This window comes from Arthrobacter sp. M4, assembly GCF_020251205.1.
In the GTDB taxonomy this organism is placed as follows: Bacteria; Actinomycetota; Actinomycetes; order Actinomycetales; family Micrococcaceae; genus Arthrobacter.
Window position 1 is genome coordinate 511,419 of record NZ_JAIWYX010000001.1, and the last position, 26,711, is coordinate 538,129.

A 26,711-nucleotide genomic window follows, 5' to 3' on the forward strand; every position below is an offset into this window, starting at 1 on the left:
TTCAAGTTTCGACTAGAGCAGCTGGAGGCGGCTACGCATCGATCACCAGGTCGGTCTGCGCGGTGGAGCAGCAAGGCAGGAACTTGCCTGCATCGATTTCCCTTGCCCGGATCCCGCCCTGGTGGTTCATCTCGACCTCGCCCGACAGCTTGACCACCTTGCAGGAGCCGCACATGCCTTCCTTGCAGTTCGCGCCGATCCTGACACCCGCACGCTGGGCCACCTCGAGGATGTGTTCGGTGGGGTCGATCCGCACGTTAATGCCGGTACGCATGAAGGACATGGTGAGGCTACCCGTTCCCACCGTGTCGAAGCTCGAGGCATCAGGGGAATCGGCCGCCCCCTCCCCCGAACTGCCGTCCGAGGCTTCGGAAGCGGGCGCGTCCGGGTCGACGGTTTCCAGCGGCAGCCCTGTGGCTTTCAGGGTCCCTTTGGCGTCGTAACCAGGCTCGTAGAGCCCGAACGCGGCGGGCTGGCTTTCATAGTAGTCCTCGGCGGAATCGGCGATTTCCTCAGCGATTTCCTCTGCGAGGTCCGCTGCAAGAGCGAGCTCCGCTTGGTATTCAAGGAGCGTCTGGCGGTCACCCGAGAAAAATTCCATGTAGATAGAGGTGTCGTCGACCCCGACCTCCTTGAGGAGCTCGGTGGCGGCGTTCAGGTATCCCTCGGGACCACATGCGTAAACCTGACGGCCGTTCGCGTCTGGGGCCACCTCGTTGAGCATGGCCGCGGACAGCCTACCGCTGAGTCCTTCCCAGTCCTCCGGCCGGCCTCGGTCGCCCAGGGAATAGAAGACGTTGAAGCGCGAATCCACGGAGGCGATGTGGGCCAACTCCCGGTCGAAGGCAAAGCCTCCGGCTTCCGATCCGTGGTACAGCACCACGACATCTGCCAGTCCGGGCAGCGAGTGGATGGTCCGCACCATCGACATGATAGGAGTGATGCCCGCCCCGGCCGCCAACAAGAGGTACCGTGCCCGCCGGTCGGCATCGGGCAGGTGGAACGCTCCGACCGGTCCAAGCATCTCAAGCACGGTGCCGGGCTTGACGTTCTCGTGAACCCACGGCGAGACAAGGCCCGTGGGGTCGCATTTGACGCTGATGCTGAACGTCCACGGCTGCGTCGGCGAACTGGACAGCGAGTAGCTGCGGTCCACCGGTTCCTGGTCCTCGCCATTCACGGGAAAGGCGACGTTCACGTACTGGCCTGCGCGGAACGCCAAGGGTGCACCGTCACAGCGGCGGAACACGAAGGTCATGATGCCGCCGGCCTCGGGGACGGTCTCGACGCATTCGGCTGTGAACTCCTGCGGATGCCAGGGACCCAAAGCCCGTGCGGCACGAGCGTATACCTCGGTCCCACCCATCACCCTGTTCCACGGCATCTCAAGACCGCGAATGCGCTGTGGTTCCTGGATTGCAGTCTTGGTGAGGAGTTCAATCATGCCAGGTGCTCCTGCACGCGCTGCACGTACCAGTTGATGAATGCCTCAACCTGGTATTCGCTCTTCATGTACGGGCCGGGTTCGTAGGCGGGGCTGGCGGCACCCTGCTGGCACAGCTCAACGAATGCCTTGTCCTGGATGTTCGTCTGCTTCCAGGTGTAGGTGAGCTTCTCCAGGTCGTAATCGACGCCTTCCTCGGCGTCGTCGGCAACGAGCCAGGTGGTGCGTACCAGTGTCTGGTGTTCGTTGATCGGGAAGACGCCGAAGGTAATGACGTGGTCCCCGAGGAAATGGAACCAGCTGTTGGGCTGAAGGTGCATTGAGCAGCGGCCTAGGCGGAAGTCGCGCAAGTCACCGAGCAGCTTCTTGGAGAGCCTGCGCCCGTCGGGCGAGAACGACTCGCCCTCGCCGTCGAGCGCCTCACGCGAGATGCGGATTCCTGCGATGCGGGTGTCGAGTTCCTCGACCACCTCGTAGGGAAGGCCGTAGCGGCGGCAACGCTCCTCGAGCGAGGACTGTGCTTCCTTGTTGCGGTCCCACACTTCCTCGAGGTGGGTGGGGATGAGGCCCTCGGTCAGGCCCCAGGTCGGGAAGAGGGAGCATGCGAGTTCCGGGTGGCCGTCGCAGTGGTAGCACTCACGGTTGTTCTCCATGACCAGCTTCCAGTTGCCCTCTTCGATGATGTTCTGCTGGTAGGCGATCTTGGTTTTCGACAGCTCGTGAGGTGCGAGGTAAGGCTCGAAGATCTTGGAGGTTTCGTCGAAGTCGGTCGGCGGTTCGTCCGCGATGCAGACGAAGATGAGGCCTGCGACTTCGCGGCCGTGGGCGCGCTTGAGGCCGAAACAGCTCTTGTCGAACTTCGTCTCACCCGGTGCTGAGGCGTGGATCAGGTTGCCCTCGGCGAAGTATGTCCAGGAGTGATAGCCGCACACCAGGTTTCCGGTTGAGCCCGCCGCTTCGGTCAGGACGCGGGCGCCGCGGTGGCGGCACACGTTATGCAGGACGTTCACGCCGCCATCGTCGTTGCGCAGCACGATCAGGGAGTAGGGCCCATAGTCGACGGTGACGTAGTCGCCCGGTTCCGGCAGTTCGGCGGTGCTGGCCGCAAAGATCCAGTGCCGGCCAAAAATGGCCTCCATGTCGATGTTGAAAATCGTCCGGTCTGTGTAGAAGGGGGCGTCGAGGGAGTATCCCGCGCGCCGGAACTCGAACAACGCGGAGATTTCCGCCAGCTGCTCCGCAGGCAATGAAGAAGCGAGTTTTCCGCGTGAATTGAGGGGCAAGTTCACTTGAGCAGTCATGGGGTTTCCTCTCGGAAGGGTGGATCGGTTTGCGGTTCGTGAGGACCGCGGGTGGCGTCGTCGTATCTGCCTTATCGAAGTCTTCGTAGTAAGAGATTAGGGACGAATGAACTGCAACAAAAGCGCAAGATTCAGGAGATAACCATGCACAATAGATGCATGATTGATCCTAGGCTCATAACACTCCGGGTGTTCGCCCGGTGCGGCACGGTTGGGGCAACCGCGGAGCTCACGGGGTATTCTCCTTCCGCCGTGTCCGCGCAATTGCGCGAGCTCCAGCGCGTGCTTGGATTGCAGCTGCTGACGAAAGATGGCAGGGGTGTGCGGCTGACCGCCACGGGCCGCTTCCTCGTGGCCGGCTCGGACGCCCTCATTGCGGAATGGGAGAGCCTGCGCGCCGCGGCCATGGAGGCCGGCGACCAGGTGCAGTCCCGTTTCGGCCTCGGCGGATTCTCGACGGCGGCCGCACAGCTGCTCGCACCGCTGGCGGCCACCCTGCGCTCAACGCGCCCACTGCTGGAAGTGCAGGTACTCGAGGCCAATCCCGCCCGCTGCTTCGACCTGCTGGTTGCTGAGCGAATCGACCTCGCGGTTATCGTCGCCATGCAGTCCGACACCTACGCTGAGGATGACCAACGCTTCGAGCAGACCGTTTTGCTCGACGACCCCCTGGACGTGATCATTCCGGCGGACCATCCGTTGGCATCGAGGGAAACTGTGACGCTCGAAGAGTTGGCATCGGAACCTTGGATCACCGAGGCCGCCGGTTCCACCTACCACGCCCTGTTCACCGCGGCGTTCACCGCGGTCGGGGTGACACCGCGGATAGCCCATGAGGCCGTTGAATGGGAAACCCAGATCGCTTTCGTGGGTGCTGGGCTCGGCGTGGGCCTGCTGCCGCGATTGGCACCCCTGCACACTGCCGAAAACGTGGTTCGGCTGCGTATTACCGGCAAAGGGAAGCCCACGCGCCGCATTGTCGCTGCGGTGCGAAGGGGCAGTATCGCATCACCCCTGATTCAGGAGTCGCTCGGAATCTTGCAGATCAGGGCCAATCGGATTCTCAGCTCCCGGCCCGAAGACGATCTCTGAGATCGCATTATGCGTCGGGGATCACCGGACTGCCGCTAACCAGCGCATAGACAAGGCAGGACATGCTCCACCACAGTTAAGCGTCGCGAGACAGTCGGCAACCGCCGTATCAGAATCGGTACGTTGTACTTCCCCTGATCGTCGTGAGCGAAGAATCGAGCAACGTGCTAGAGCACCCCTAGCAATTACTTGGAAGTCCAAGTAAATTAAGACTGCGCATCAGAAAGGGCTGACATGTTTGAACTCACTGAAGAGCAACAGGCCATGGTCCAGATGGTCCGCCATTTTGCCACCGAGGAGCTCGCGCCCAACGCCGTCACATGGGACGAAACAAAGCACTTCCCCGTCGACGTACTCCAGGAAGCCGGAACGCTGGGCATGGGTGGGATCTATGTCCAGGAGAAGTTCGGCGGCTCGGGGCTCTCCCGACGCGACGCAGTCCTGATCTTCGAAGAACTGGCCAAAGCCGACCCGACCATCGCCGCCTATATCTCCATCCACAACATGATCGTCTGGATGATCGACGAATTCGGCAACGACGAACAGAGGGAACAGTGGGTGCCGCAGCTCGCCTCCATGAAGGCGCTGGGCAGCTACTGCCTGACGGAACCGGAAGCCGGATCGGACTCGGCCGCGCTTTCCACGAAGGCCGTGCCGGACGGGGACGACTACATCATCAACGGCGTAAAGCAATTCATCTCCGGAGCCGGCTCCTCCAGCTATTACATTGTCATGGCCCGCACCGCCGATACAGGCAGTCGCGGTATCACGGCTATCGTCGTTCCCTCGGATGCCGCGGGGCTGTCCTTCGGTGCTAACGAAAAGAAGATGGGCTGGAACGCGCAGCCCACCCGCCAGGTCGTTTTCGACGACGTACGCGTTCCACAGGCCAATCGCCTGGGAGAGGAAGGCAGTGGCTTCGGCATCGCCATGAAGGGGCTTAACGGCGGCCGCATCAACATGGGCGCCTGCTCTCTCGGCGGAGGCCAGGCCGCCTTGGACAAGGCCGTTTCCTACCTGAAGCAACGCAAGGCCTTCGGTGGACCGCTGATTAACCAGGAGGCCCTGCTCTTCCAGCTCGCGGATATGGAAACCGAGCTTCAGTCGGCCCGCACGCTGCTCTGGAGGGCCGCGGACGCGCTGGACAGAGGCGCGGATGACGCCATCAAGCTCTGCGCTATGGCTAAGCGCGTGGCAACGGACGCCGGTTTCAACGTGGCCAACAGCGCCGTTCAGCTTCATGGAGGATACGGATACCTGGCCGAATACGGGCTGGAAAAGATAGTGCGGGACCTGCGCGTCCATCAGATCCTGGAAGGCACCAACGAGATCATGCGTCTCATCGTGGGCCGGACACTTTTGGAGGACTAGGCGCGAGGGATCCAGCGAATCAAGCCCCATACCCAAAAAGCAGCAAGAGGGCGGACGTCATCCTGGAGCCGTCGAACAATCCCACGACCTCCGTCGTAAGGCTCCAGGCGGACGGCAACAGAGCGAATCCTGACACCTCTCGCCCAACCGCCAACGACCTTGACCCCAATAAAGTCTCTGCTCAGGGACTAGTTGCTAACGGCCGAAAGATCCTGAACGACCCACATTTTGCGGGGCGGTCTGCCCGGGCGTACCGGGCGTAATGGAAGTCCCCTCGGGTTGTGCTGACCCGGATTTTCCGTGGTTGCATCGCTCATGTCGGTCGCTTGACCATAGTTACTCCTTCGCCGGCCAGCGCCCTGTGTCAACGTGCCTGCCTTCGTTGGAGGAACCTTCAACACTCTAGCAATTGTCAACAATCGACGATAGACTAGCGGGCAGTCGTTACACCTTCGTACGCGACAGGCTCCCAAAACACTTCAAATCCGGACCAATCTGGCACAGCGGGAACCTCGAAAAGATCTCGGCGAACAGGTTCGGTCCGGAAGCACAGTCACGCGCGGAACAAGAAAGGCAGACAAACATGCGACAAAGCGGTCGTGCGTCCAGTCGTACCTCCCTGTGGACATCCCTCCAGCGTGGAGACGTCGTCACCGTTCTCCAAAAGGGTGTCCAGTGCCATAAGGGCACCATCGACGAAAGAAGCGAAGATGGCCATGTGATATGGGTGACCGACGGCATCGGGGATCGCCGGCTCTTCCACATTGAAGACGACTACGACCTACTCATTGCTGTCAATGTCTACGCCCACTAAAGACGCCACGGCTGCTGCGGCATACAAAAGCCTGACCAAACCAATCATCGGGAGGGGATAATGGTCAGCCTGATCATGCTTATAGCTGCGGGGCTCCTTACCAGCTCAACCGCGGTCTCGTATGTACCACAGTCATTCCCAGGTGCAAGTCGGTGCAAAAGCCTCAGATACAACCCCGTCCTGCAGACGTGCATAGGAATCCTGGCCTTGAGCCTTGTCCACCTGGCTCTTCACTTCCAACTCGGCGGGTTCCGGTGAGGGAGCCGGCCTTCAGTGCGTCGATAGGCCCAATCCCCCCACCAAAGGGCTCCGAGGTCGTCTTCCACGACCCGCTTTCTTTGACAAACCCGGAACAGGCAGACCCTCCGCGCGTTCCAGCCAGGCCCTTTCACAAGCATCCCGGGCCGAATTTGTCTGCGACCAAACGACCACGGAAGAAGACACCGGCCACGCTAGCCGAGCGGTTGGACGCTGTCTCGAGCGACCTCAGCGTCCTGGCTGGCCGCAAGGGAAGTACGACGACGGGCTGATCATCGGCGCGTCCCCCACTCTGAATAGGCGGTCAGCGTCTACACGTTCTACCATTCCGGTGGGCCTGACCTGGCCGGCCGAACCAAAAGACCTTGCGGGCTCTATCACCGATTCAAGTACATCGCTGCCGAAGCGGCATAGCGACGATATTGTCCGCTTCGCCACGGGGTGCCCCACGCTGAAATGGTGTCCACTGCCATTTCCAGATAGATATGCGATGCCGATCTCGCAAATGCCAAGAGCGGAGGCGTTCCTGTCGATGGAGCCTGCGCTGATTGTCTTCCGGAAGAGCGGCGCACCTCAGAGAATAAGAACAAAGGCTCGCCAGGCTTTGAGATTCTGGCGGTGCCTCAGGGTCAAATGGAGCTAAGGGGCAACCATGGCCGGATGGAATGCCGACACAGCGGCTGGTCCGCTTGGAGCCGGGACGGTCACATTGGTCGAAGGATCCAATTTCTGCATTTCCCTGCCGAATGGAGACATTCATCCGGAGCATCCGCACGGTGTCTTCTTCCAGGACACGCGCATTCTTTCCCGCTGGAATCTGAACATTAACGGACAGGCACTCGAGCCGCTGACGGCTCAGACAAAGGAACCCTACAGGGCCCTGTTTGTGGGGCGGGTCCCCCGCTCGGACGGGTATGCAGACAGCCCGGTCATCGTGGAGCGCCTGCGTGAAGTGGGTGCCGGCATCCAGGAACAGATCACTATTCGAAACTACTCGCCGGAGCCGGTCGAATGTGAGATTTCCGTGAAGCTCGGGGCGGACTTCGCGGATCTATTCGAAGTGAAAGAGGCCCGGATCCAGCGGCGGTGGCAGGAAACGCGGCAAGCGGAGGGCGATTCGTTGATCATCCGGGCCGCCTGGCGGGACGTCCGGAAGGGCATCCTGGTCCAGGCTCCTGGGGCCGAGGTCACGGAAGACACGGTTTGGTACCGCGCCTCAATCGGCCGGCATAGCCAGTGGAGCACAGTTCTCACCGTGGTTCCGAGCAACGAGGCAGCAAGTCCACCGCCGCCGTCGTTTGTCCATACGGACTCGGATGAATTGTCTCCCCGTGACAGGCGCCGACAGGAATGGGTTGCGAAGATTCCCGTCGTACACGTGGGAAACCACTCCATTGAACGAACCTTGCGGCGCAGCTATGACGATCTGGGCGCCCTGCGCATCGAGGATCCGGTGCATCCGGATCGCGTTGTCGTGGCCGCCGGAGCCCCCTGGTTCATGACACTGTTCGGCCGCGACTCCCTGTGGGCATCGGAAATGGCGATGCCCGTGGATCCCTCGCTTGCCCTTGGCACGCTGCAGACGCTGGCTGACCGGCAGGGCCGTGCAGTGGACCCGATGAGCGAAGAGGAGCCCGGCAAGATCCTGCACGAGGTCAGACTGGATGTCTCCAGCGGGCTCTCCCTGGGCGGAAAGTCCATCTACTACGGCAGTGTGGATGCTACTCCGCTCTTCGTCATCGTCCTGGGGTCGGTGAGCCGCTGGGGCTTCGCCAAGGACACTATCGCCGCCCTGCTCCCCCACGCGGATCGGGCCCTGGAGTGGATCAGGGATTACGGCGACAAGGACGGCGACGGTTTCGTGGAGTATGAGCGCCTCAATCCGCAGGGACTGATCAATCAGGGGTGGAAGGACTCCTGGGATGGCATAAACTTCGCCGACGGCCGGCTGGCCGAGGGTCCTATCGCGTTATGTGAGGTGCAGGCCTACGTCTACGACGCCTACATGGCCCGGGCCTGGATGGCGTACGACGCCGGTGACCGCGCTTTGGGCACTGAGCTGGCCGATCGTGCGGCGAGACTGAAGGAACTCTTTAACGAGCAGTTCTGGATACCGGAGCGGGGCTACTATGCCATCGCCCTTGACGGTAAGAAGCGTCAGGTTGACGCCTGTGCCTCCAACATGGGCCACTGTCTCTGGGTCGGCCTGGTGGATGAGGACAAGGCTCCCCTGGTGGCCGAGCGGCTGATGTCTCCAGAGATGTTCAGTGGCTGGGGGGTAAGGACTTTGGCCAGTGACATGGGCGCCTACAACCCGGCCAGCTACCACAACGGTTCGGTCTGGCCGCATGATAATGCCGTCATCGCGGCGGGCCTCATGCGATATGGCTTTGTGGCGGAGGCACAACGTATCGCCACCGCCCTGCTGGAAGCGGCGGAATTCTCTGATGGCCGGCTGCCGGAATTATTCTGCGGTTTTGACCGTGAGCAGCTGGCGGCACCCGTGCCCTACCCGACTGCCTGCTCTCCGCAGGCGTGGGCGGCCACCGCGCCGATCCAGTTGGTGACCAGCATGATGCGGTACGACACGCACGTTTCGCGCGGTGGCTTCTGGATGGATCCGGCACTGCCGGAGTCTTACGGCGACCTTCACATTAGCAATGCGCCAATGGCCGGAGGCCGGATCACTATCGACATTGCCAATTCCGTCCCTACTGTCCAAGGGCTGCCCGAGGGAATGGTCTTCCACCAAGGGCATCGCCCGTGGCTGACTGAACTTGTCGAGCAGGCGGGACTACGTCACTCGTCATAGCAAGTCCGAAGCGCCGCCGTCGTTCTATTTTTCCGCTCGCTCCCGGCCAAGGGGCACGCTAGAACGTACTTGCGTCGATGACAAAGCGGTACCTCACATCACTGGCGATGACACGCTCAAAAGCTTCGTTGATCTTGTCAGCGGAAATGACCTCCACTTCGGCACCCAGGCCATGCGCGGCACAGAAGTTGAGCATTTCCTGCGTCTGCGGGATGCCGCCCATCTTCGAGCCGGCCAGGTTCCGCCGAAAACTGGCCAGGGACCAGGCCCGCTGGCTCAGGGGTTCGCTCGGCAGCCCGACGAGCACCAGGGTGCCGTCCAAGGCCAAGAGGGAAAGGTACTGATCAACGTCAATGCCCGCGGTGACAGTATTGATGATCAGGTCGAAGCGCCCCTTCAGGATGTCGAAGGTGACCGGATCCGACGTTGCATAGTAATCGCCGGCCCCGAGGCGGAACGCGTCCTCCCGCTTCTTCAGTGATTGGCTGAGCACCGTGACCTCTGAGCCCAGGGCCGCGGCGATCTTCACTCCCATGTGGCCGAGCCCGCCCATGCCGATGATGGCCACGCGCTTACCCGGTCCGGCGGCCCAGTTGCGCAGCGGCGAATACATCGTGATCCCCGCGCACAGCAGCGGTGCTGCAGTTTCGAGGGAAATGCCGGCGGGAATCTTCAGGACATAGTTCTCGTCGACGACGATGCTGGTGCTGTAGCCTCCCGCGGTCGGCAGTCCGTCCCGGCCAATGGAGTTGTACGTACTGACGGAGCCGGCAAGGCAATACTGCTCCTCACCAGCGCGGCAGTTACGACATTCCCTGCAGGAATCCACGAAGCAGCCCACTCCTACGCGATCCCCGATTGCGTAACGCGTGACCTTTGCACCCACCGCCTCCACGATGCCCGCAATTTCATGCCCCACAACCACCGGGTAATTGACGCCAGCCCAATCGCCACGAGCGGTGTGAATGTCCGAATGGCAGATCCCCGTGAATTTGATGGCAATGCGAACTTCGGAGTCACCGGGTTCTCGTCGTTCGATGGTGCCGGGCTGGAGGGGTTCTGTGGGCGAAAGGGCCACATAGGCTTTGGCGATAGTGGTCATATTCTGCTTCCTAAGCTTCGCTCGGGTGTTAGCTAAAGCGGCAGTCGATTCAGGATGTGGGCTTGGGGGTTAGCCAAACGAGCGTCCGGCTTCCCAGGAAATCCCTTTCATTCCGGCCTGCCAAGAAATCCGGTGCTGTGCCTTCCAGAATGGATGTTGCTTTGGCGTCTGCCATGGCTCTCACTTCGATTTGAGCGAACCAGACCGTGTCAGTGGGAGGGGAAGTTGTAGGAGGCGCCGGAGGCGTGGTGGGTTTCGGGCCAGCGGGAGGTGATGACTTTGCCGCGGGTGTAGAAGGAGACGCCTTCGGGTCCGTAGATGTGCTTGTCGCCGAAGAGTGAGGCTTTCCAGCCGCCGAAGGAGTGGTAGGCCACCGGGACGGGCAGGGGGACGTTGATGCCGACCATGCCCACGGTGACGGAGCGCTGGAACTTCCGGGCCGCGGCGCCGGAGGAGGTGAAGATCGCGGTGCCGTTGCCGTAGGGGTTGGCGTTGATGAGCTTGATGCCCTCTTCCAGGCTGTCCACGCGGACCACGACCAGGACGGGGCCGAAGATTTCCTCGGTGTAGGCGCTCATTCCGGTCTTCACGTGGTCCAGGACGGTGGGTCCTACCCAGAAGCCTTCCTCGTGGCCGGGGACCACGAGGTCGCGGCCGTCGACGACCAGTGCGGCGCCGGACTCGGCGGCGTCGGTGACGATCTTCCGGATGCGGTCCTTGGAGGCCGGGGTGATGACCGGGCCCATCTCCGCGCCGGGGACGGTGCCGTTGTTGACTTTCACGGCCAGGGCGCGTTCTTCGACCTTCTTCACCAGCAGCTCGGCGGCGTCGCCGACGGCGACGGCGACGGAGATGGCCATGCAGCGCTGCCCCGCGGAACCGAACGCGGCAGCGGCCAGGTGGTCGGCGGCGTTGTCCAGGTCGGCGTCGGGCAGCACGATCGCGTGGTTCTTCGCCCCGCCCAGGGCCTGGACCCGCTTGCCGTGCCTGGTGGCGGTCTCGTGGACGTACTTGGCGATCGGGGTGGACCCCACGAAGGAGATGCCGTCCACGTCCGGGTGGGTCAGCAAACCGTCCACGGTTTCCTTGTCCCCGTGCAGGACCTGGAACACACCATCGGGCAGGCCGGCGTCCTTCCAGAGTTTGGCCAGCAGCAGCGACGGGGAGGGGTCCCGCTCGGAGGGCTTGAGGATGAACGCGTTGCCGGTGGCGATGGCCATCGGGGCCATCCACAGCGGCACCATCACCGGGAAGTTGAACGGCGTGATACCCGCCACGACGCCGAGCGGTTCGCGGAAGGAGAACACGTCGATGCCGGTGGAGACCTGGTCGGAGTACTCGCCCTTGAGCAGCTGCGGGATGCCGCAGGCGAACTCGATGACCTCCAGGCCGCGGCCGATCTCGCCCTTCGCATCGGAGAGGACCTTGCCGTGCTCGGCGGTCACCAGCTGGGCGAGTTCGTCCACGTGCGCGGCGACAAGCTCGCGGAACCTGAACAGCACCGCGGTGCGCTTGGCGAGGGAAATATCGCCCCACTTCTCCGCGGCCTTCTTCGCCGCGGCAACGGCGGTTTCCAGGTCTGACCTGTTGGCCAGGCGCAGCTCCCCGGTCACCTGCCCGGTGGCCGGGTTGTACACGGGTTGGGTGCGGTCGCCCTCGCCGGGGGTCTCTGCGCCGTTGATGAAGTGATTGATCTGGGTGAGTGTCGTCATCGTTGACGTAGTCATGGCGGTTCCTTAGAAGTGCGCTTAAAAGGTGAGTGACAGTTCAATGGCCGGGAACGTATCCCAGGGACTTGTCCACGATGTTCTGCAGTGGTTCGCCGTTGCAGTACCGTTTCAGGTTGTCTACGAAGAGCTTCCCGAGGTCATCGAGGTAGTCCACGGTGTCACCGCACATGTGCGGGGTGATGATGACGTTCTCCATCTCCCACAGCGCATGCCCTTCCGGCAACGGCTCGGGGTCCACGACGTCCAGGGCAGCAGCCGCGATGGAACCCGATTCAAGGGCATCGACCAGCGCGTCCGTCTGAACCAACTGCCCTCGCCCCACATTGATCAGGGACGCAGAGGGCTTCATGGCTCCCAGGACTTTGGCATCGACCAGGCCCATCGTCTCCTGGGTCAATGGCGCGGCAAGAACCACGTAGTCGTAATACCGGACAATTCGGCTCAGCTCGCGGGAAGGGTAAATCAGGCCAAAGTCAGCGTCCCGCGGGCGGCCCGTTCGGGCGGCGCCGTCGACCTCCATCCCGACAGCCCGGAAAAGCCGGGCAATCTCGCGGCCGATGGAACCCGTGCCCACCACCAGCGCGGACTGTCCCTGGACCTTGCGGGTAGTCCGGTGCTGCCAGCGTTGCTGCTGCTGCAACTTGAATGAGCCCTGCGCGTCCTTGGCCAGGTCCAGCACGAATCCGAGCGCAAACTCTGCAATCGCCCGGCTCAGGACACCGCGGGAATTCGTGTAGGTGACTTCGCTTGCAACCAGCTCATCGAACATCAGCTGGCTCACGCCGGCGGCGGAAACATGGACCCACTTCAGCGACGAGGCGGCCACCCAGTTCTCCTTGAGAGCGGGCGAGAATGAGTGCCATTGATACAGCACGTCTGCACCGTCCATGGCCTTCGCCAATCCATCCGCCTTGGTCAGCCGAACCTCGGCGAACTCCTCCACCTCATCCAGGCGCGGTGGGAACGCCTCCCGGTAAAGGGCGGCCACGATCGGGCGCCGACCCTCCCTTGCGGCTGTCACGACGCCGAGATCTCGGAAACAGCCGCCCGATCAGCGGCCAATGCCTCGATAGCCGCGAGGACCGCGGTGGTGAATTCCGACGTCGACGACGTCCCGCCGACGTCGCGGGTGCCGTGACCGTCCCGCAGGGCGGACTCAAACGCTGCCTGCAGATGGGCTGCAGCCTCGGGATGGCCGAGGTGCTCCAGCATCATGGCGCCGGACCAGATCTGGCCTACCGGGTTCGCCAGGCCCTTGCCAGCAATATCTGGAGCCGAACCGTGGACGGGTTCAAAAAGGGATGGGTGGTGCCCCTCCGGGTTCAGGTTGGCACTGGGCGCCAGGCCGATGGACCCAGTCACGGAGCTGCCCAGGTCGGACAGGATGTCGCCGAGGAGATTGGAAGCAACAATGACATCAAGCGTCCAGGGTTTAAGGACCAGGTGCGCTGCCAGGGCGTCCACCAGTTCATGAGTGACGGTTACGCCCGGATAGTCCTGGACTGTTTCCTGCACCACTTCGTCCCAGAACGGCATGGTGTGGATGATGCCGTTGCTCTTGGTCGCCGATGTCAGCTGCCCGCTGCGGGCCGAGGCGAGGGAAGCGGCAAAACTTGCAGCGCGAGAGACTCCCAAGCGGGTGAAGATCGTTTCCTGGACCGCGCTCTCGTGCGGCAGGCCCCGGTACATTCGTCCGCCAACCTCCGAATATTCGCCCTCGTTGTTCTCCCGAACAATCACGAGGTCAATCGGTATCTTGGCAGCGAGAGGCGACGCGACGCCGTCGAGCGTTTTGACTGGGCGGAGGTTGATGTACTGCTGGAACTCCCGGCGGATGGGGATCAGCAGGCCCCACAGCGACTCGGTGTCCGGGACCTCCGGGGAACCCACTGCGCCCAGGAAAATGGCGTCATGGGTGGCGAGCTGCTCGAGTCCGTCAGTAGGCATCATTTGTCCATGCTGAAGGTAGTACTCGGAGCCCCAGTCGAAATAGGTGAAGTTAAGCTTCAGCGCGTGGACGTCCGCGATCCGCTGCAGGCAGGTAATCGCTGCAGGGACAACTTCCTTGCCGATGCCGTCGCCGGCGATGACTGCGATGTTGTGGGTACTCATGGATTCTCCGTTTGGCCGTCACACCGGTGTTACCGCGGGGGTTCGCCGAGGTTGATGATGATGTTTTTGGGTTCGGTCATTTCGCGGAGGGCGTGCCGCACACCTTCGCGGCCGACGCCGGATTTCTTGAACCCGCCGAAGGGCATGGAGTCGATTCGGATATCGCTGGTTTCGTTGATGACGACGGCGCCGACGTGCAGTTTGTCCGCGATCGCCAGGGCCTGGTCGATGGACTGGGAAAACACGCCGGCCTGGAGCCCGTACTCCGTGTTGTTGGCCGCGTAGATGGCGTCCTGGACCTCGATGAACGGCAGGATGCTGACTACCGGTCCGAACACCTCGTCGCGAATGACCCGGCACTTGGAAGGAACATCGGTCAGCACGGTGGGCTCATAGTAGGCGCCCCGCCGCTTTCCGCCGGCGTGCAGAGTGGCCCCGGCCGCCGTGGCTTCTGCCACCCATTCCTCGACGCGGCGTGCCTCAGCCTCGGAAATCAACGGTCCGACGTCGGTGGCGCGGTCAAGCTTCGGACCGGTTTTCAGAGCCTTGGTGCCTTCAACGACGCGCTCCAGGACCTTCTCGAAGAGCGAGATGTGCACGTAGACCCTCTGAACAGACAGGCAGTTCTGCCCGGCCACTCCGAAAGCGCCGGGAACGATCGCCGCCGCGGCGGCTTGGGGATCCGCGTCGGCGCACACAATCGTGACATTGTTCCCGCCGAGTTCGGACAGGATCTTCTTTGCCCCCGCTGCGGCAGCGATTCGATCGGCGGTGGCTGGGCCTCCCGTGAAGGAGATCAGGTCCACCCGCTCGTCCGTGACCAAGGCTTCGGACACGCCCTCGCCCGCAACAATGGCGGCAATCCGCCCCGAGGGAACGCCTGCTTCCAGCAATAGCTGCACCAGTGCCAGCCCGCTCAGCGGCGTCCGCGCGGAAGGCTTCAGCACGACGCCGTTGCCGCCGATCAGGGCCGGCCCCAGTTTGTGCGCCACAAGGTTCAGCGGGTCATTGAAAGGCGTGATTGCCGCAACGATGCCCACCGGCTTCCGGCTGTACCAGCCGATCTTGTTTCCCGCAGCCAGGCTGTCCTCGAAACCCAGGGTCTCCCCTGCCAGCTCCTCCCCCGCGACCGCAGACAACCGAAGGGTTTCCCTGCAACGACGCACCTCACGCTCAGCCTCGGTGATCGTCTTGCTGCTCTCTGCCGCGATGATGGCGGCGAATTGGGCAGACTGCTCACCCAGCAACTCCACGGCTTTCTCCAGGGCCTCCCGTCGGGCCCGCAGCGGCCAGTCCTGGATCTGGAGGTGGCGGTAGATATGCCGGATGGCACGCTTCACGTCTTCGGAAGTTGACGTGCACACCCGCCCCACCAGGAAACTATCCTCGGGGTCCCGGACCTCCAGATTCATCCCGGTGGTCTGCCATTGTCCTTCGAAGAAGGCACCTCCAGGAAGATCGGCAACATTTTCGCGGCTGTTGGCAGCTTCTTTGGCAGTCTCAGGGCGCGCGTCATCGAGGACTGTTGATGGCAACATGTGATCCCTTGGCTAGGTGATGTGGTTACGTGATTGAACGCTGGCCAGCCGGAATCGGCTGGCCAGCTGGCTGAGGAGGTTCTACTTGATCCGGTCGATAATCTTGGCGGCTGCTCCGATGAAGGGCAGGAACCACGGCGGGCCGAAGTGGCCGGGAACGGGCGGGTTTTTCAGGTCCTCCCACACGTTCGCCGACTTGTCGCCACCCATATAGTGGGCCATCCGCTTGCCCATGTGGGCCGCCATCTGCACACCGTGGCCGCTGTAGTTGAGGGAGTAGTAGAGACCGTCATGCACGCCGGCGTGAACCATCTGGTCCATGGACAAGTCCACCAGACCACCCCAGATGTAGTCCACCTTGGCGTTAGACAGATACGGGAACAGCTCGAGCATGGCCTTGCGCAGAATCTCGGCGCTCTTGACGTCGGAGTCCGGGCTGGAGAGGGCAAACCGTGCCCGGCCGCCGAAGAGGAGCCGGTTGTCCGGGGTGATGCGGAAGTAGTAGGTCAGCATCTTGCTGTCCGAGGCCTGGCGACGGTTCGGCAGAATCCGGTTGACCACATCTTCGGGGAGCTGTTCGGTGACAATGATGAAGCTGCCCACCGGGATCACCCGGCGCTGCATCCACGGTGTGATCTTGCCCGTGTAGCCGCTGGTTGCGACCAAAACCTGCTTGGCCCTGGTGATACCGCGCGTCGTGTGGACGTCGTGGACCGTGCCGCTGACCTTCTTGAGCTCGGTCACGCCCGCGTTCTCGCAGATCTGTGCTCCGGCGTTGACTGCCGCACCCGCCAGGCCGTGGGCGAACTTGCCCACGTGGAGTCCGGCGCCCAGGGGATCCATCATGGCGCCTTGGTAGAAGTCGGTGCCGATCTCGCTGTGGATCTCGGACTTCGGGATCAGCGTGACATGGTGGTCGACGAGCTTGGCCAGCAGCTCCTGGGACTTCCGGAACCCCGCGTTGTGCGACTCGTGGTAGGCCAGCGAGAGCTTGCCGAAGCGGTTGAAGTCGCAGTCGATCGCGTGGTCATGCACCAGCTTCTCGATGCTGTCGATGGCGTCGTTGTACTCCCGGAAGTACTGTACCGCCCGGTCCTCGCCGTAGCGCTTGACTGCGGTGCTGAAGCCGATGGCCAAGCCGGTCGTGGCCATCCCGCCATTGCGGCCGGATGCTCCCCAGCCAACAGTGTGGCGTTCGAAGACTGCGACGCTCGCGCCCTGCTGCGCGAACTCGAGCGCGGCGGATAGTCCAGTGAAGCCGGCACCGATAATCGCGACGTCGACATTTTCCGGCACTGGCGTGCCGCGGTAGTCACCGGATGGCTCAGCTGTGTCCAGCCAGTAAGGGATGAGTTTCACGGGATGGCCTTTCGCCTCAGGAAGTCGGTTTAGAGACCGAGCTGCTTGTTGAGCTCGTCGAGGGACTTCACGGTGGTGTAGTCGTAGCCGTGGGTGATGGGGTCATAGCCGCGGTCCAGCATCACCAGGTTCCTGAAGCCCATATCGTGCATCGGCATCATGTCATACCGGGTGTGCGAGGAGACGTGCAGGAAGTCCTCCGGCTTGGCGTTGAGGGTGTCCAGCATGTACTCGAATGCCTGGTAGCGCGGCTTGTAGGCCTGGGCCTGCTCGGCGGTGTACACGGCGTGGAAATCTGCACCGAGCTTGGGAACGCTGATGTCCAGGAAGCTGTCGTCGGCGTTTGACAGGATCACCAGCTGGTAGTTGTCGCCCATCACCTTCAACGGAGCCGGCACGTCCTCGTGGGCAACCCAGCCGCGGACAGCCTCGGCGAATTCCGCGCCGGCACCGGGCGTCGGCCCAATGCCCCAGCGCTTGCAGACGCGGTCAAAGGAGTCCTGAAGGATCTGCTCGTAGGGCTTGTAGTCGCCGCAGACTTCATCGAAACGGTAACCGCGAAACACCGGCTTGAACGTAGACCACTGCTCGTCCGGCAAACGTCCGTCCAGCAGACGACGGGTGGTTGGGTCAATGTTGAAGTTGATCAGGGTGCCGTAGCAATCGAAAGAGATGTACTTCGGCCGGAAATTGGTCTCTGCCATGATTCGTCCGTTTCTTGAATTGGTATCCAGAGCCAACTTGGAGGGCATCTGGGTGTCATAAGCGAAGTGGAGGCCTGGCTACTCCCGGGTCCAGGGAGCAACTGTCCCGATGTCTTCGACTGTATGCCCGCGAATTGTAGATTGTCAACAGTTCTGGAAGCTTGGAATGCGGGAACGTGGAACTTCCGACGCAATCGAATTTAGTTATCGTCAATTGTTGACAATCCACAGTTGAAAGAGTTCCATTGCGTTTACAAGCAGGAGGAGATCCGCATCACACCCCCGCCCGAAACCTAACGTTCAGCGCCAGCCCACTCCCCCTCCCGCAGCACGGGATGCCGACGGGAAAGATCCTGCGAAATTCGTAGCCGTTCGGCAGATCACTCCAGCTGAAACCATTTGAAGGGAAGCATCATGAAGACCATAAGCAAAGTCCAGACTGCAGCGGCAGGGCTTGCCGTACTGTTGGCCCTTACCGCCTGTGGCGGCACGGCCAGCGGGGAGCAGGCTCCGGACAGCTCCAAGACATCCAACACGGCGGATATCTCCGAGGGCATCCAGCCTGACGAGGCCGCCGTCAAGCTTCTCCCGCAGTCGTTCAAGGACAAGGGCGAACTTACGGTGGCAATGGACCTGCACTATCCTCCGACGACGTTCCTAGCCGACGACAACGTCACGCCGATTGGGCTGAACCCGGATATCGCACGGCTCGTGGCAAAGAAGCTCGGCCTGAAGCTGAAGTTCGTGGACACCAAATTCGACACGATTGTCCCTGGCCTGGACGGCGGCCGCTTCGACTTTACCGCCACGACCATGTCCAAGACCGATGAGCGGCTCAAGGTCCTGGACATGATTGATTACTTCAGGGCCGGCACTTCTGTGGCCGCGGCCAGTGGGAACCCGCTGAACCTTACCGTGGAGACCCTGTGCGGAAAGAACATCGCCGTCACCCAGGGCTCGACCGGCCAGCTCAAGCGCCTTCCGGCCCTCAATGAGCAGACCTGCACCTCGAAGGGGCAGCCGGCAATCAATGCAGTAACACTGCCCAACATCCAAGAGGCATTGACCCAGTTGCACTCCAAGCGGATCGACGGCATCCTCTACGACACGACCTCGCTGGGGTGGGCCGAGAAACAGCAGCCGGGCTCCTTCACCATCCTGGGCCGGGTCAACGTCGGCTCGAGCGACCTGACCGCCGTGGGCCTGAAGAAGGGCTCATCGCTGACCCCGGCCCTGCAGGCAGCGCTCCAGTCCGTCCTGCAGACTCCGGAGTACAAGAAATCCCTCCAGACCTGGGGCCTGGAGTCCGGGGCCGTCACCGACGCCAAGCTGAACTAGCGGGGCGCCTCAATGGTCACAGCTATTAGCAAAGGAAGTGAAGCAACGATGGGTAGCGTTGATGCAGCCCTCAAGCCACGGCTTCGCCTTCGGACTCCGTCCGAGTACGCCGGATGGGTCTTGAGCATTCTTGTCGGCATCGGGATCCTCGTCTCCGTCCTGACCAATCCCAACTTCAAGTGGGGCATCGTCGGGAAGTATTTCTTCGCGGAGTCGATCCTGCGCGGGCTCATGCTCACGATCTTCCTCACGGTCGCGAGCATGGCCTTGGGAACGCTGCTAGGCCTTGCCCTGGCGGTCATGCGAGCCTCTCACGTGAAGCCGGTTTCGATCGCCGCGGGACTCTACATCACTCTGTTCCGTGGCACCCCGGTGCTGGTCCAGTTGATCTTCTGGTTCAACATCTCCGCGCTGTACCCGAACCTGAGGATCGGGATCCCGTTCACGGACATCGGCACGGCCGTGGACATGAATGCGATCATGGGTCCAATCACGGCCGCTCTGGTGGGCCTGACCCTGAACCAGGCCGCGTATATGGCCGAGATCATCCGCGGAGGTTTCTCCGCAGTGGGCAAGGGCCAGATCGAGGCCGCCGACTCGCTGGGCATGAGCGGGTCCATGAAGATGCGCAAGGTCATCATCCCGCAAGCCATGCCCTCCATCATTCCTGCCACCGGAAACCAGTTCATCGGCATGTTCAAGGAAACCTCCCTGGTCAGCGTGCTCGGTGTGGCCGAACTGCTCCAAAGCGCACAGCTCATTTATGCCCGCACCTACGAGACCATCCCGCTGCTCATTGTGGCCAGCCTCTGGTACCTCGTGATGACCCTGCTTCTGAGCTACCCCCAGTCCCAGCTCGAGAAACGATACTCCCGCGCAACCTCCACCCTGCCCCGCAAGGCCAAGCGGGTTGCCCTCACCGAACCGGAAGGCGCTGCCCGATGAGCACCGACGGCACCATTCACGCCCGCGGAATCCGCAAATCCTTCGGATCCAAGTCAGTCCTGCAGAACATTGACCTGGACGTCGCCAGCGGCGAAGTCTGCTGCATCATCGGACCCAGCGGCTCCGGCAAATCAACGCTGCTCCGCTGCATCAACGGGCTGGAAACCGTGGACTCCGGAGTCCTGAAAGTCAACGGCGAAAACTTCGGCTACTACGAAACCGACACCGCCTACCACGCCCTCAGCAAGAAGAAACTGGCCGAGCAGCGCACCAGGGTCGGCATGGTGTTCCAGCAGTTCAACCTCTTTCCAAACATGACCGCCCAGGAAAACGTCATGTCCGGCCCCGTCCTGGTCAAGGGTCACGACAAGAAGAAAGCCGCCGTCCGCGCCTATGAGCTGCTGGCCAGCGTAGGCCTGAGTGGCCATGGACATAAATACCCGGCCCAGCTCTCCGGCGGGCAGCAGCAGCGCGTGGCCATCGCCCGTTCGCTGGCCATGGACCCGGAGATCATGCTATTCGACGAACCCACCAGCGCCCTGGATCCGGAGAAGGTCGGCGAAGTCCTCGCCGTCATGAAAGACCTCGCCAAGAAGGGCATGACCATGGTGGTCGTCACCCACGAAATGGGCTTCGCCCGCGAAGTGTCCGACTCGCTGCTCTTCATGGACGAGGGCTACGTCATCGAACGCGGCGACGCCCGCGACGTCCTTGGCAGCCCCAAGGAACGCCGCACCCAGGCCTTCCTGGAAAAGGTGCTCTGAAATGACAGATGGAAAGCTCGCTGTCATCGGCCTGGGCAGCATCGGCAGCATGGCGTTGTGGCAGGCCTCCCGCATTACGGACGCCGTCGTCGGCTTCGAGGCCGCCACCCCCGCCCATGGACGCAGCGCCGTCGGCGGGGACACCCGCCTCTTCCGCATGATCTACCGCGGCAACCCCGACTACTACCCCATCCTGCAACGCTCCCAAACCCTCTGGGCAGAACTCGAAGCCGAAACCGGCCAAAACATCCTCACCCGCTGCGGCGGCCTCTCCATCGGTACCGCAGACGGCCCCTACATCCGCAGCATCCTGGAAACCACCCGGCTCACCGGAGCCGAACACCAGATCCTTAGCCATGAGGAACTGGCCGCACGCTACCCCCAGCACAACCTCCGGCCCGACGACATCGCCATCTACGACCCGAACGCCGGAGCCCTGCGTACAGACCGCGCGGTCACCGCCGCCATCGCAGCTGCCGGAGCGAACGGAGCCACCGTCCGCAGGAACACCCGCGTGGACAGCGTCCGGGAGACGAACGACGGCGTGATTGTCACTTCCGGCGACAAGTCCTGGACCTTCGACAACGCCATCATCGCCTCCGGCGGCTGGTCCAACAGGCTCATGCCCGACTATCTCAAGGCAGCCACCGAAACCAAACGGATTTTCCTTACCTGGTTCGTCGCCAAGGACGCCTCAGAGTTCACGCCGGAGAAATTCCCCATCTTCATCCGCATTTATGAGGACCGGTCGATGTATGGTGCACCCGCCGTCGACGGCGTCACGGTCAAAGCAACCCTGGACGGCCGCGGGGGCCCAACCCCCAATCCTGACGCCGTGCCCAGGGAACTCACTCAGGCGGAAATCCAGGAGACCACCGAAACCGTCACCGAATTCTTCCCCGACCTCTATTCGAACATCGTCCGCTCAGATGCCTTCCCCGACCTTTACACCAAGGACGGGAATCCCCTCCTTGGCCGACTGAAGGACGCAAGCCGGATCTACTGCGCCACCGGATTCTCCGGAGCCGGCTTCAAAAACGCCACCGGATTCGGCCACATCGCCGCACAGGAAGCCCTGGGCAAGCAGACCTTCGAAGGCTTGGACTTCGTGCGTCCTGAACGGTTCAAGACGAGCTAAACCACCCAATCGGCAAGGACGATGTCGCTTGCATCAGCAAATTGTTGACAATCTACAGTTCCTGAGAAAGTATGAATGCCATGGCAACCCTTAGTCCCATCCTCAAGCAGGCGACGCCTGTCATAGTCGACCACGCCCTCGGCAGTTGGATCTATGCCACCGACGGTAAGAAGTATCTGGATTTCACCACCGGAATCGGCGTCACCAGCACCGGTCACTGCCACCCGGATGTCGTGGCAGCAGCCCGCGAACAGGTGGGAAAGATCGTCCATGCCCAGTACACCACCGTGATGCACAAGCCCCTGCTTGAGCTCACGGACCGGCTCGGAGACTTCCTGCCCTCGGGGCTGGACAGCGTCTTCTATGCCACGTCCGGCTCCGAGGCTGTAGAGGCTTCTGTACGTCTGGCCCGCATGGCCACCGGACGGCCTAACATCATCTCCTTCCACGGCGGCTTTCACGGCCGTACCGTGGGTGCTGCATCCCTCACCACGGCGGGGACAAAATTCCGCTCCGGCTTCTCCCCGCTGATGAGTGGCGTTCATATCGCACCCTTCCCCCACGCCTACCGCTATGGCTGGGACGAGGACACCGCGGTTGCCTTCGCCCTCAAGGAATTGGACCAGCTTCTGGCCAGCATCAGCAGCCCTGCTGACACGGCCGGCTTCATCATCGAGCCTGTTCTTGGGGACGGCGGCTACATCCCCACCCCGGTCGCCTTCCTTCAGGGACTGAGGGAACGCGCAGACAAGCACGGCATCGTCCTCATCGTGGATGAAGTCCAGGCCGGCGTCGGGCGCACCGGAAAGTTCTGGGGACATGGCTGGGCCGGGATCACCCCGGATGTCGTCATCACCGCAAAGGGCCTCGCCAGCGGCTTCCCCATCTCCGCGATTGCAGCCTCCACGGAACTCATGGGCAAAGCGTGGCCGGGGTCCCAGGGCGGCACCTACGGTGGGAACGCCGTCGCCGCTGCCGCGGGCGTAGCAACCCTTGGCGTCATCGAGCGCGAAGAGCTTGTTACCAACGCCCTGGTACGCGGCAATGAGCTGCGCGCCGGGCTGGACAGCCTAAAGGGCCAGTTCACAACTATCGGCGACGTTCGAGGCCGCGGCCTGATGCAGTCGGTTGAATTCACTGCAGCAGACGGAACTCCGGATGCGGCAACTGCACTCGCGGTCCAGCAAGCAGCCATTCCGGAAGAACTCCTCCTCCTCACCTGCGGCCCCCACGGAAACGTGATCCGCATCATCCCGCCGCTCAACGTCAGCAGCGACGAGATTCAGGCCGGCCTGACCAGGTTCGCCCAGGCGCTGAAGACAGCGGCCATCTAATCCTCCCTGCGATCCTTGAAAGCGTGACATGAGCACCCCATTCGATCCCTCAGGTCTTCACACTGAACTATTCATCGATGGCGCCTGGCAGAACGCCGCCAGCGGCGCCACTTTCCCCGTGGAAAACCCCGCCACCCGTGAGATCATCGCCAATGTGGCCGACGGCGGCCCGGAAGAAGCACGGGCGGCCATCGAGGCCGCAGGGCGTACCCAGGCGGAGTGGGCGAAGTCCACTCCCCGTGAACGGGCCGACATTCTGCGCCGCGCCTTTGAACTGGTCATTGCCAACACCGACCGGCTAGCGGCCATTATGACCGCGGAGATGGGCAAGCCCCTGGCTGAGGCGAGGGGCGAAGTAGCCTACGGCGCCGAAATGCTCCGCTGGTTCTCCGAAGAAGCAGTCCGCATCGGCGGAGACCAAGCCACCTCAGTTGACGGCAACACCCGGATCATGATCACCAAGGAGCCCGTGGGCCCGTGTGTGCTGGTCACTCCCTGGAACTTCCCGCTGGCCATGGGCACCCGCAAGATCGCGCCTGCTGTCGCTGCGGGCTGCACCATGGTGTTCAAGCCTGCGGAACTGACACCCCTGACGTCCCTGGCCCTGGTGGACATTTTCAAGCAGGCAGGCCTTCCCGATGGCGTCCTGAACGTCGTCACTACCTCCAGCGCCTCCGCCGTCGTGGGGACCTGGACTAGCAGCGGCATCGCACGGAAGATCAGCTTTACCGGCTCCACCGAGGTGGGGAAGATCCTGCTGCGCCAAGCGGCCGACAATGTCATGCGTTCCTCCATGGAACTGGGTGGAAACGCCCCGTTCATCGTCCTGGCCGACGCGGACATCGAGAAGGCAGTTGAAGGTGCGATGAAGGCCAAAATGCGGAACATGGGCGAGGCCTGCACTGCCGCGAACCGTTTCTTCGTGCACCGTTCCGTCATCGAGGAGTTCGGCGAGAAGTTCGCCAAGCGTATCGCGGAGCTGAAGGTGGGCAACGGCGCGGCGGAGGGAACCGACGTCGGACCCCTGATCGAGCAGAAAGGCCTGGACAAGGTCGAAAGTCTGGTCATCGACGCTGTTTCCAAGGGCGCACGCATCCTGACCGGTGGCAACCGCCCGCACGGCCCTGGGTACTTCTACACCCCCACCGTCCTGACAGACGTCTCTATGGATGCCGACTTGATGAGCACCGAGATTTTCGGTCCCGTAGCAGCCATCGCCCCGTTCGACAGCGAGGACGAAGCTCTTCGCCTGGCCAACGACACCGAGTGGGGCCTTGTTGGCTACGTATTTACCGGAAACCTGGATAAGGCCCTTCGCTTCTCCGCAGAGCTGGAAGTAGGCATGGTCGGACTGAACACCGGCCTTGTCTCCAACCCGGCAGCACCCTTCGGAGGCGTCAAGCAGTCCGGACTGGGACGCGAAGGCGGCAAGATCGGCATCGAAGAATTTCTTGAGACCAAATACACCGCAATAGCTGTGTAAATGTTCGCGTTGGGCGAATTATGAGATGAGGGGATATCAATGACGGCGGCGGAAGGTCTGTTTGTACTGGAGGGACGACCTACTGCACAGCTGATCGCCGATCAGTTGCGGGAACAAATTGTTCAAGGGGCCTTCCGTCCGGGAGAACAAATTAACGAATCGGTACTGGCAAGCCAATTAAGCACGTCCAGGGGCCCGGTCCGTGAAGCATTGCAGCGTCTATGCCAGGAAGGGATTCTTGTCAGCCGACGCAACCGCGGGGTCTTCGTCCTTGAGCTCGCGATCGAGGACATTAGGGAGATCTACGCGGCACGCGAAGCTGTGGAATCAACTGCCGCCGCCGCGTTGTTGGACGCCGGGTCCAAATCCACCAGGGATACCGGCCTGGCCCTGAAAAGAATCATCAGGGACATGGCGAAGCAGGTTGCTTTATCCGATTGGCGGGCAATCGCACGATTGGACATGGATTTCCACACCACATTCGTCGCCGGCGCAGGCAACTCGCGCCTCATGAGAATCTACGAGACTCTCGCCGCTGAATCCAGAATGTGTATTTTCAACCTGGAAGTTTCCTACCCTCGAATCGACGTCCTGGTTGAGGAGCATCAGAATATTCTAGATCTGCTCGAGGCAGGTAACCGAGAGGACCTTTTTAAGGCCATCAAAAGGCACATGCAGAAGGCCGTTGAGGATCTCACTGCCGCATCGGAGGATAACGAGATCTTCGCCTAGCAATTCGCTCCGCCAAATAATACGAGAAGGCCAGATCCAAGGGATCTGGCCTTCTCTGGCATGTGCCCTTTTCTCGCATGTGCTACGTACTTACCCTTAGGAGCCGGGCTGGCCGCATGGCCGGGCTCGAGGGGTACCGCATGCCGCACTCCCCCTGCGAACAGAGCCTGAAGCCCCCACGAGCCGGAGGGCGGGATCCGGCACAACACAATGGCGAGCAGCGTCAAAAAGAATCTGTGTAAATTGTCGACGATCGAGGATTGGGGTGATTGCATATAGGTACGGAGAGGTCAGTGATCCATCCCAATTGCCAGCGCCCACCGTTGGGTGTGCAGCAGCTGGTGAAGGTTCCTCATTGTCTCTACTGAAACCTGGGTTCGGAACATGTGAACGGAGGCACTGTGAGCACGAGAATCAAAGCCCGGGCTGCCGCCGCGGCAACGGCTCTCTTATTTGCGCTAAGTGCGTGTACGTCGAACGCCGGCAACGATCGGGCACGTGAAGAATCCAACACGACAAACACGGCTGATATTTCGGAAGGTGTGCGGCCTGATGAGGCTGCAATGAGGCTGCTGCCGCAGGCCTACAAGGATAAGGGCGTCCTGACGGTTGCGATGGACCTTCACTATCCGCCGACGACGTTTCTTGCCGAGGACAACGTGACACCGATCGGCCTCAACCCGGACATGGCCCGCCTCGTGGCCAAGAAGCTCGGCCTGAAGCTCAAGTTCGAGAACACGGCCTTCGACACGATCATTCCCGGCATCGACGGCGGCCGCTACGACTTCACCGTCACCACCATGGCACCAACACCCGAACGGCTAAAAGTTCTCGACATGATCGACTACTTCAACAGCGGCGTATCAGTGGCGGTGGCTCATGGCAATCCCCTGAACATCACGAATGACGACATGTGCGGTCGGAACATCGCCGTGACAAAGGGATCAACCGCCCAGCTGCACCACCTTCCGAACGTGTCTGAGTGGACCTGCACTTCAAAGGGCAAGCCGGCCATCAACGGCATCACACTCCCCAACGTTCAGGAAGCGCTCACGCAGTTGGCATCGAGGCGCGTGGACGGCGTCTTCTACGACACCCCGGCGCTTGCGTGGGCAGACAAGCAGCAGCCGAACACCTTCACAGTCCTGACGCCGCAGGTTGATACCCGCTCGGACCACATAGTTGCCATGGGCCTCAAAAAGGGATCCCCTCTGACCCCGGCTCTCCAGGCTTCCGTGCAGTCCATCCTGGACAGCCCGGAATACAAGAAGTCACTTGCCCATTGGGGCCTCGAATCAGGTGCCATCCCCGAAGCAAAGCTCAATTAGAGGGACATCGTG

The 26,711-nt window shown here is 61.9% G+C and carries 21 protein-coding genes; 12 read left to right on the forward strand and 9 right to left on the reverse strand.

Annotated features, from left to right (window positions below; genetic code table 11):
• Nucleotides 1-31: 31 nt before the first annotated feature.
• Nucleotides 32-1,444 (reverse strand): ferredoxin reductase, encoded by a 1,413-nt coding sequence (locus tag LD110_RS02360; protein ID WP_225496079.1) that lies wholly within the window; start codon nucleotides 1,442-1,444, stop codon nucleotides 32-34.
• Nucleotides 1,441-2,745: an SRPBCC family protein gene (locus LD110_RS02365; protein WP_225496080.1), complete on the reverse strand. Its 1,305-nt coding sequence runs from the start codon at nucleotides 2,743-2,745 to the stop codon at nucleotides 1,441-1,443. The genes LD110_RS02360 and LD110_RS02365 overlap by 4 nt, the downstream gene beginning before the upstream one ends.
• A 159-nt stretch (nucleotides 2,746-2,904) precedes the next feature.
• Between LD110_RS02365 and LD110_RS02370 the strand changes: the two genes are divergently transcribed.
• From LD110_RS02370 to LD110_RS02385, 4 genes are all read left to right on the forward strand, one after another.
• The gene (locus tag LD110_RS02370; protein WP_225496081.1) at nucleotides 2,905-3,837 is read left to right on the forward strand and encodes a LysR family transcriptional regulator; all 933 of its coding nucleotides are present in this window, start codon (nucleotides 2,905-2,907) and stop codon (nucleotides 3,835-3,837) included.
• A gap of 234 nt (nucleotides 3,838-4,071) precedes the next feature.
• Nucleotides 4,072-5,208, forward strand: coding sequence for an acyl-CoA dehydrogenase family protein (locus tag LD110_RS02375; protein ID WP_225496082.1), 1,137 nt, complete (start codon nucleotides 4,072-4,074; stop codon nucleotides 5,206-5,208).
• Nucleotides 5,209-5,791: 583 nt separating this feature from the next.
• Complete coding sequence (locus tag LD110_RS02380) at nucleotides 5,792-6,022, forward strand: hypothetical protein (RefSeq protein WP_225496083.1); 231 nt, start codon at nucleotides 5,792-5,794, stop codon at nucleotides 6,020-6,022.
• A gap of 910 nt (nucleotides 6,023-6,932) precedes the next feature.
• Nucleotides 6,933-9,092, forward strand: coding sequence for a glycogen debranching N-terminal domain-containing protein (locus LD110_RS02385; protein WP_225496084.1), 2,160 nt, complete (start codon nucleotides 6,933-6,935; stop codon nucleotides 9,090-9,092).
• A 58-nt stretch (nucleotides 9,093-9,150) separates the two neighbouring features.
• Here the strand turns inward: LD110_RS02385 and LD110_RS02390 are convergent, their stop codons facing one another.
• The 7 genes from LD110_RS02390 to LD110_RS02420 all read right to left on the reverse strand — a co-directional run bounded on the left by LD110_RS02390 (nucleotide 9,151) and on the right by LD110_RS02420 (nucleotide 17,637).
• Nucleotides 9,151-10,194 carry an NAD(P)-dependent alcohol dehydrogenase gene (locus LD110_RS02390; protein ID WP_225496085.1) on the reverse strand — a complete coding sequence of 348 codons (1,044 nt, stop codon included), beginning with the start codon at nucleotides 10,192-10,194 and terminating at the stop codon, nucleotides 9,151-9,153.
• A 209-nt stretch (nucleotides 10,195-10,403) separates the two neighbouring features.
• The gene (locus LD110_RS02395; protein ID WP_225496086.1) at nucleotides 10,404-11,921 is read right to left on the reverse strand and encodes a CoA-acylating methylmalonate-semialdehyde dehydrogenase; all 1,518 of its coding nucleotides are present in this window, start codon (nucleotides 11,919-11,921) and stop codon (nucleotides 10,404-10,406) included.
• Between the two features lie 40 nt (nucleotides 11,922-11,961).
• Nucleotides 11,962-12,945 (reverse strand): D-2-hydroxyacid dehydrogenase, encoded by a 984-nt coding sequence (locus LD110_RS02400; protein WP_225496087.1) that lies wholly within the window; start codon nucleotides 12,943-12,945, stop codon nucleotides 11,962-11,964.
• Nucleotides 12,942-14,036 carry a tartrate dehydrogenase gene (locus LD110_RS02405; protein WP_225496088.1) on the reverse strand — a complete coding sequence of 365 codons (1,095 nt, stop codon included), beginning with the start codon at nucleotides 14,034-14,036 and terminating at the stop codon, nucleotides 12,942-12,944. The genes LD110_RS02400 and LD110_RS02405 overlap by 4 nt, the downstream gene beginning before the upstream one ends.
• A gap of 29 nt (nucleotides 14,037-14,065) precedes the next feature.
• Nucleotides 14,066-15,574, reverse strand: a complete 1,509-nt coding sequence (locus LD110_RS02410) for an aldehyde dehydrogenase family protein (protein ID WP_225496089.1) — start codon at nucleotides 15,572-15,574, stop codon at nucleotides 14,066-14,068.
• A gap of 81 nt (nucleotides 15,575-15,655) precedes the next feature.
• Nucleotides 15,656-16,933, reverse strand: coding sequence for an FAD-binding oxidoreductase (locus LD110_RS02415; protein WP_225496090.1), 1,278 nt, complete (start codon nucleotides 16,931-16,933; stop codon nucleotides 15,656-15,658).
• A 29-nt stretch (nucleotides 16,934-16,962) separates the two neighbouring features.
• Nucleotides 16,963-17,637, reverse strand: coding sequence for a haloacid dehalogenase type II (locus LD110_RS02420; RefSeq protein WP_225496091.1), 675 nt, complete (start codon nucleotides 17,635-17,637; stop codon nucleotides 16,963-16,965).
• A gap of 414 nt (nucleotides 17,638-18,051) precedes the next feature.
• Between LD110_RS02420 and LD110_RS02425 the strand changes: the two genes are divergently transcribed.
• The 8 genes from LD110_RS02425 (at nucleotide 18,052) to LD110_RS02460 (ending at nucleotide 26,699) form a co-directional block, all read left to right on the forward strand.
• Nucleotides 18,052-18,975, forward strand: a complete 924-nt coding sequence (locus tag LD110_RS02425) for an ABC transporter substrate-binding protein (RefSeq protein ID WP_225496092.1) — start codon at nucleotides 18,052-18,054, stop codon at nucleotides 18,973-18,975.
• A gap of 48 nt (nucleotides 18,976-19,023) precedes the next feature.
• Nucleotides 19,024-19,920, forward strand: coding sequence for an amino acid ABC transporter permease (locus LD110_RS02430; protein WP_225496093.1), 897 nt, complete (start codon nucleotides 19,024-19,026; stop codon nucleotides 19,918-19,920).
• Nucleotides 19,917-20,684 carry an amino acid ABC transporter ATP-binding protein gene (locus tag LD110_RS02435; protein ID WP_225496094.1) on the forward strand — a complete coding sequence of 256 codons (768 nt, stop codon included), beginning with the start codon at nucleotides 19,917-19,919 and terminating at the stop codon, nucleotides 20,682-20,684. The genes LD110_RS02430 and LD110_RS02435 overlap by 4 nt, the downstream gene beginning before the upstream one ends.
• 1 nt (nucleotide 20,685) lies before the next feature.
• Entirely contained in the window at nucleotides 20,686-21,822 is a 1,137-nt protein-coding gene (gene solA / locus LD110_RS02440; RefSeq protein ID WP_225496095.1) for an N-methyl-L-tryptophan oxidase, read from the forward strand.
• A gap of 80 nt (nucleotides 21,823-21,902) precedes the next feature.
• Entirely contained in the window at nucleotides 21,903-23,156 is a 1,254-nt protein-coding gene (locus LD110_RS02445) for an aspartate aminotransferase family protein (RefSeq protein ID WP_225496096.1), read from the forward strand.
• Between the two features lie 28 nt (nucleotides 23,157-23,184).
• Nucleotides 23,185-24,639 (forward strand): NAD-dependent succinate-semialdehyde dehydrogenase, encoded by a 1,455-nt coding sequence (locus tag LD110_RS02450; RefSeq protein WP_225496097.1) that lies wholly within the window; start codon nucleotides 23,185-23,187, stop codon nucleotides 24,637-24,639.
• A 39-nt stretch (nucleotides 24,640-24,678) separates the two neighbouring features.
• Nucleotides 24,679-25,371, forward strand: a complete 693-nt coding sequence (locus LD110_RS02455; RefSeq protein WP_225496098.1) for a GntR family transcriptional regulator — start codon at nucleotides 24,679-24,681, stop codon at nucleotides 25,369-25,371.
• Nucleotides 25,372-25,772: 401 nt separating this feature from the next.
• Nucleotides 25,773-26,699 (forward strand): ABC transporter substrate-binding protein, encoded by a 927-nt coding sequence (locus LD110_RS02460; protein WP_225496099.1) that lies wholly within the window; start codon nucleotides 25,773-25,775, stop codon nucleotides 26,697-26,699.
• Nucleotides 26,700-26,711 lie beyond the last annotated feature (12 nt).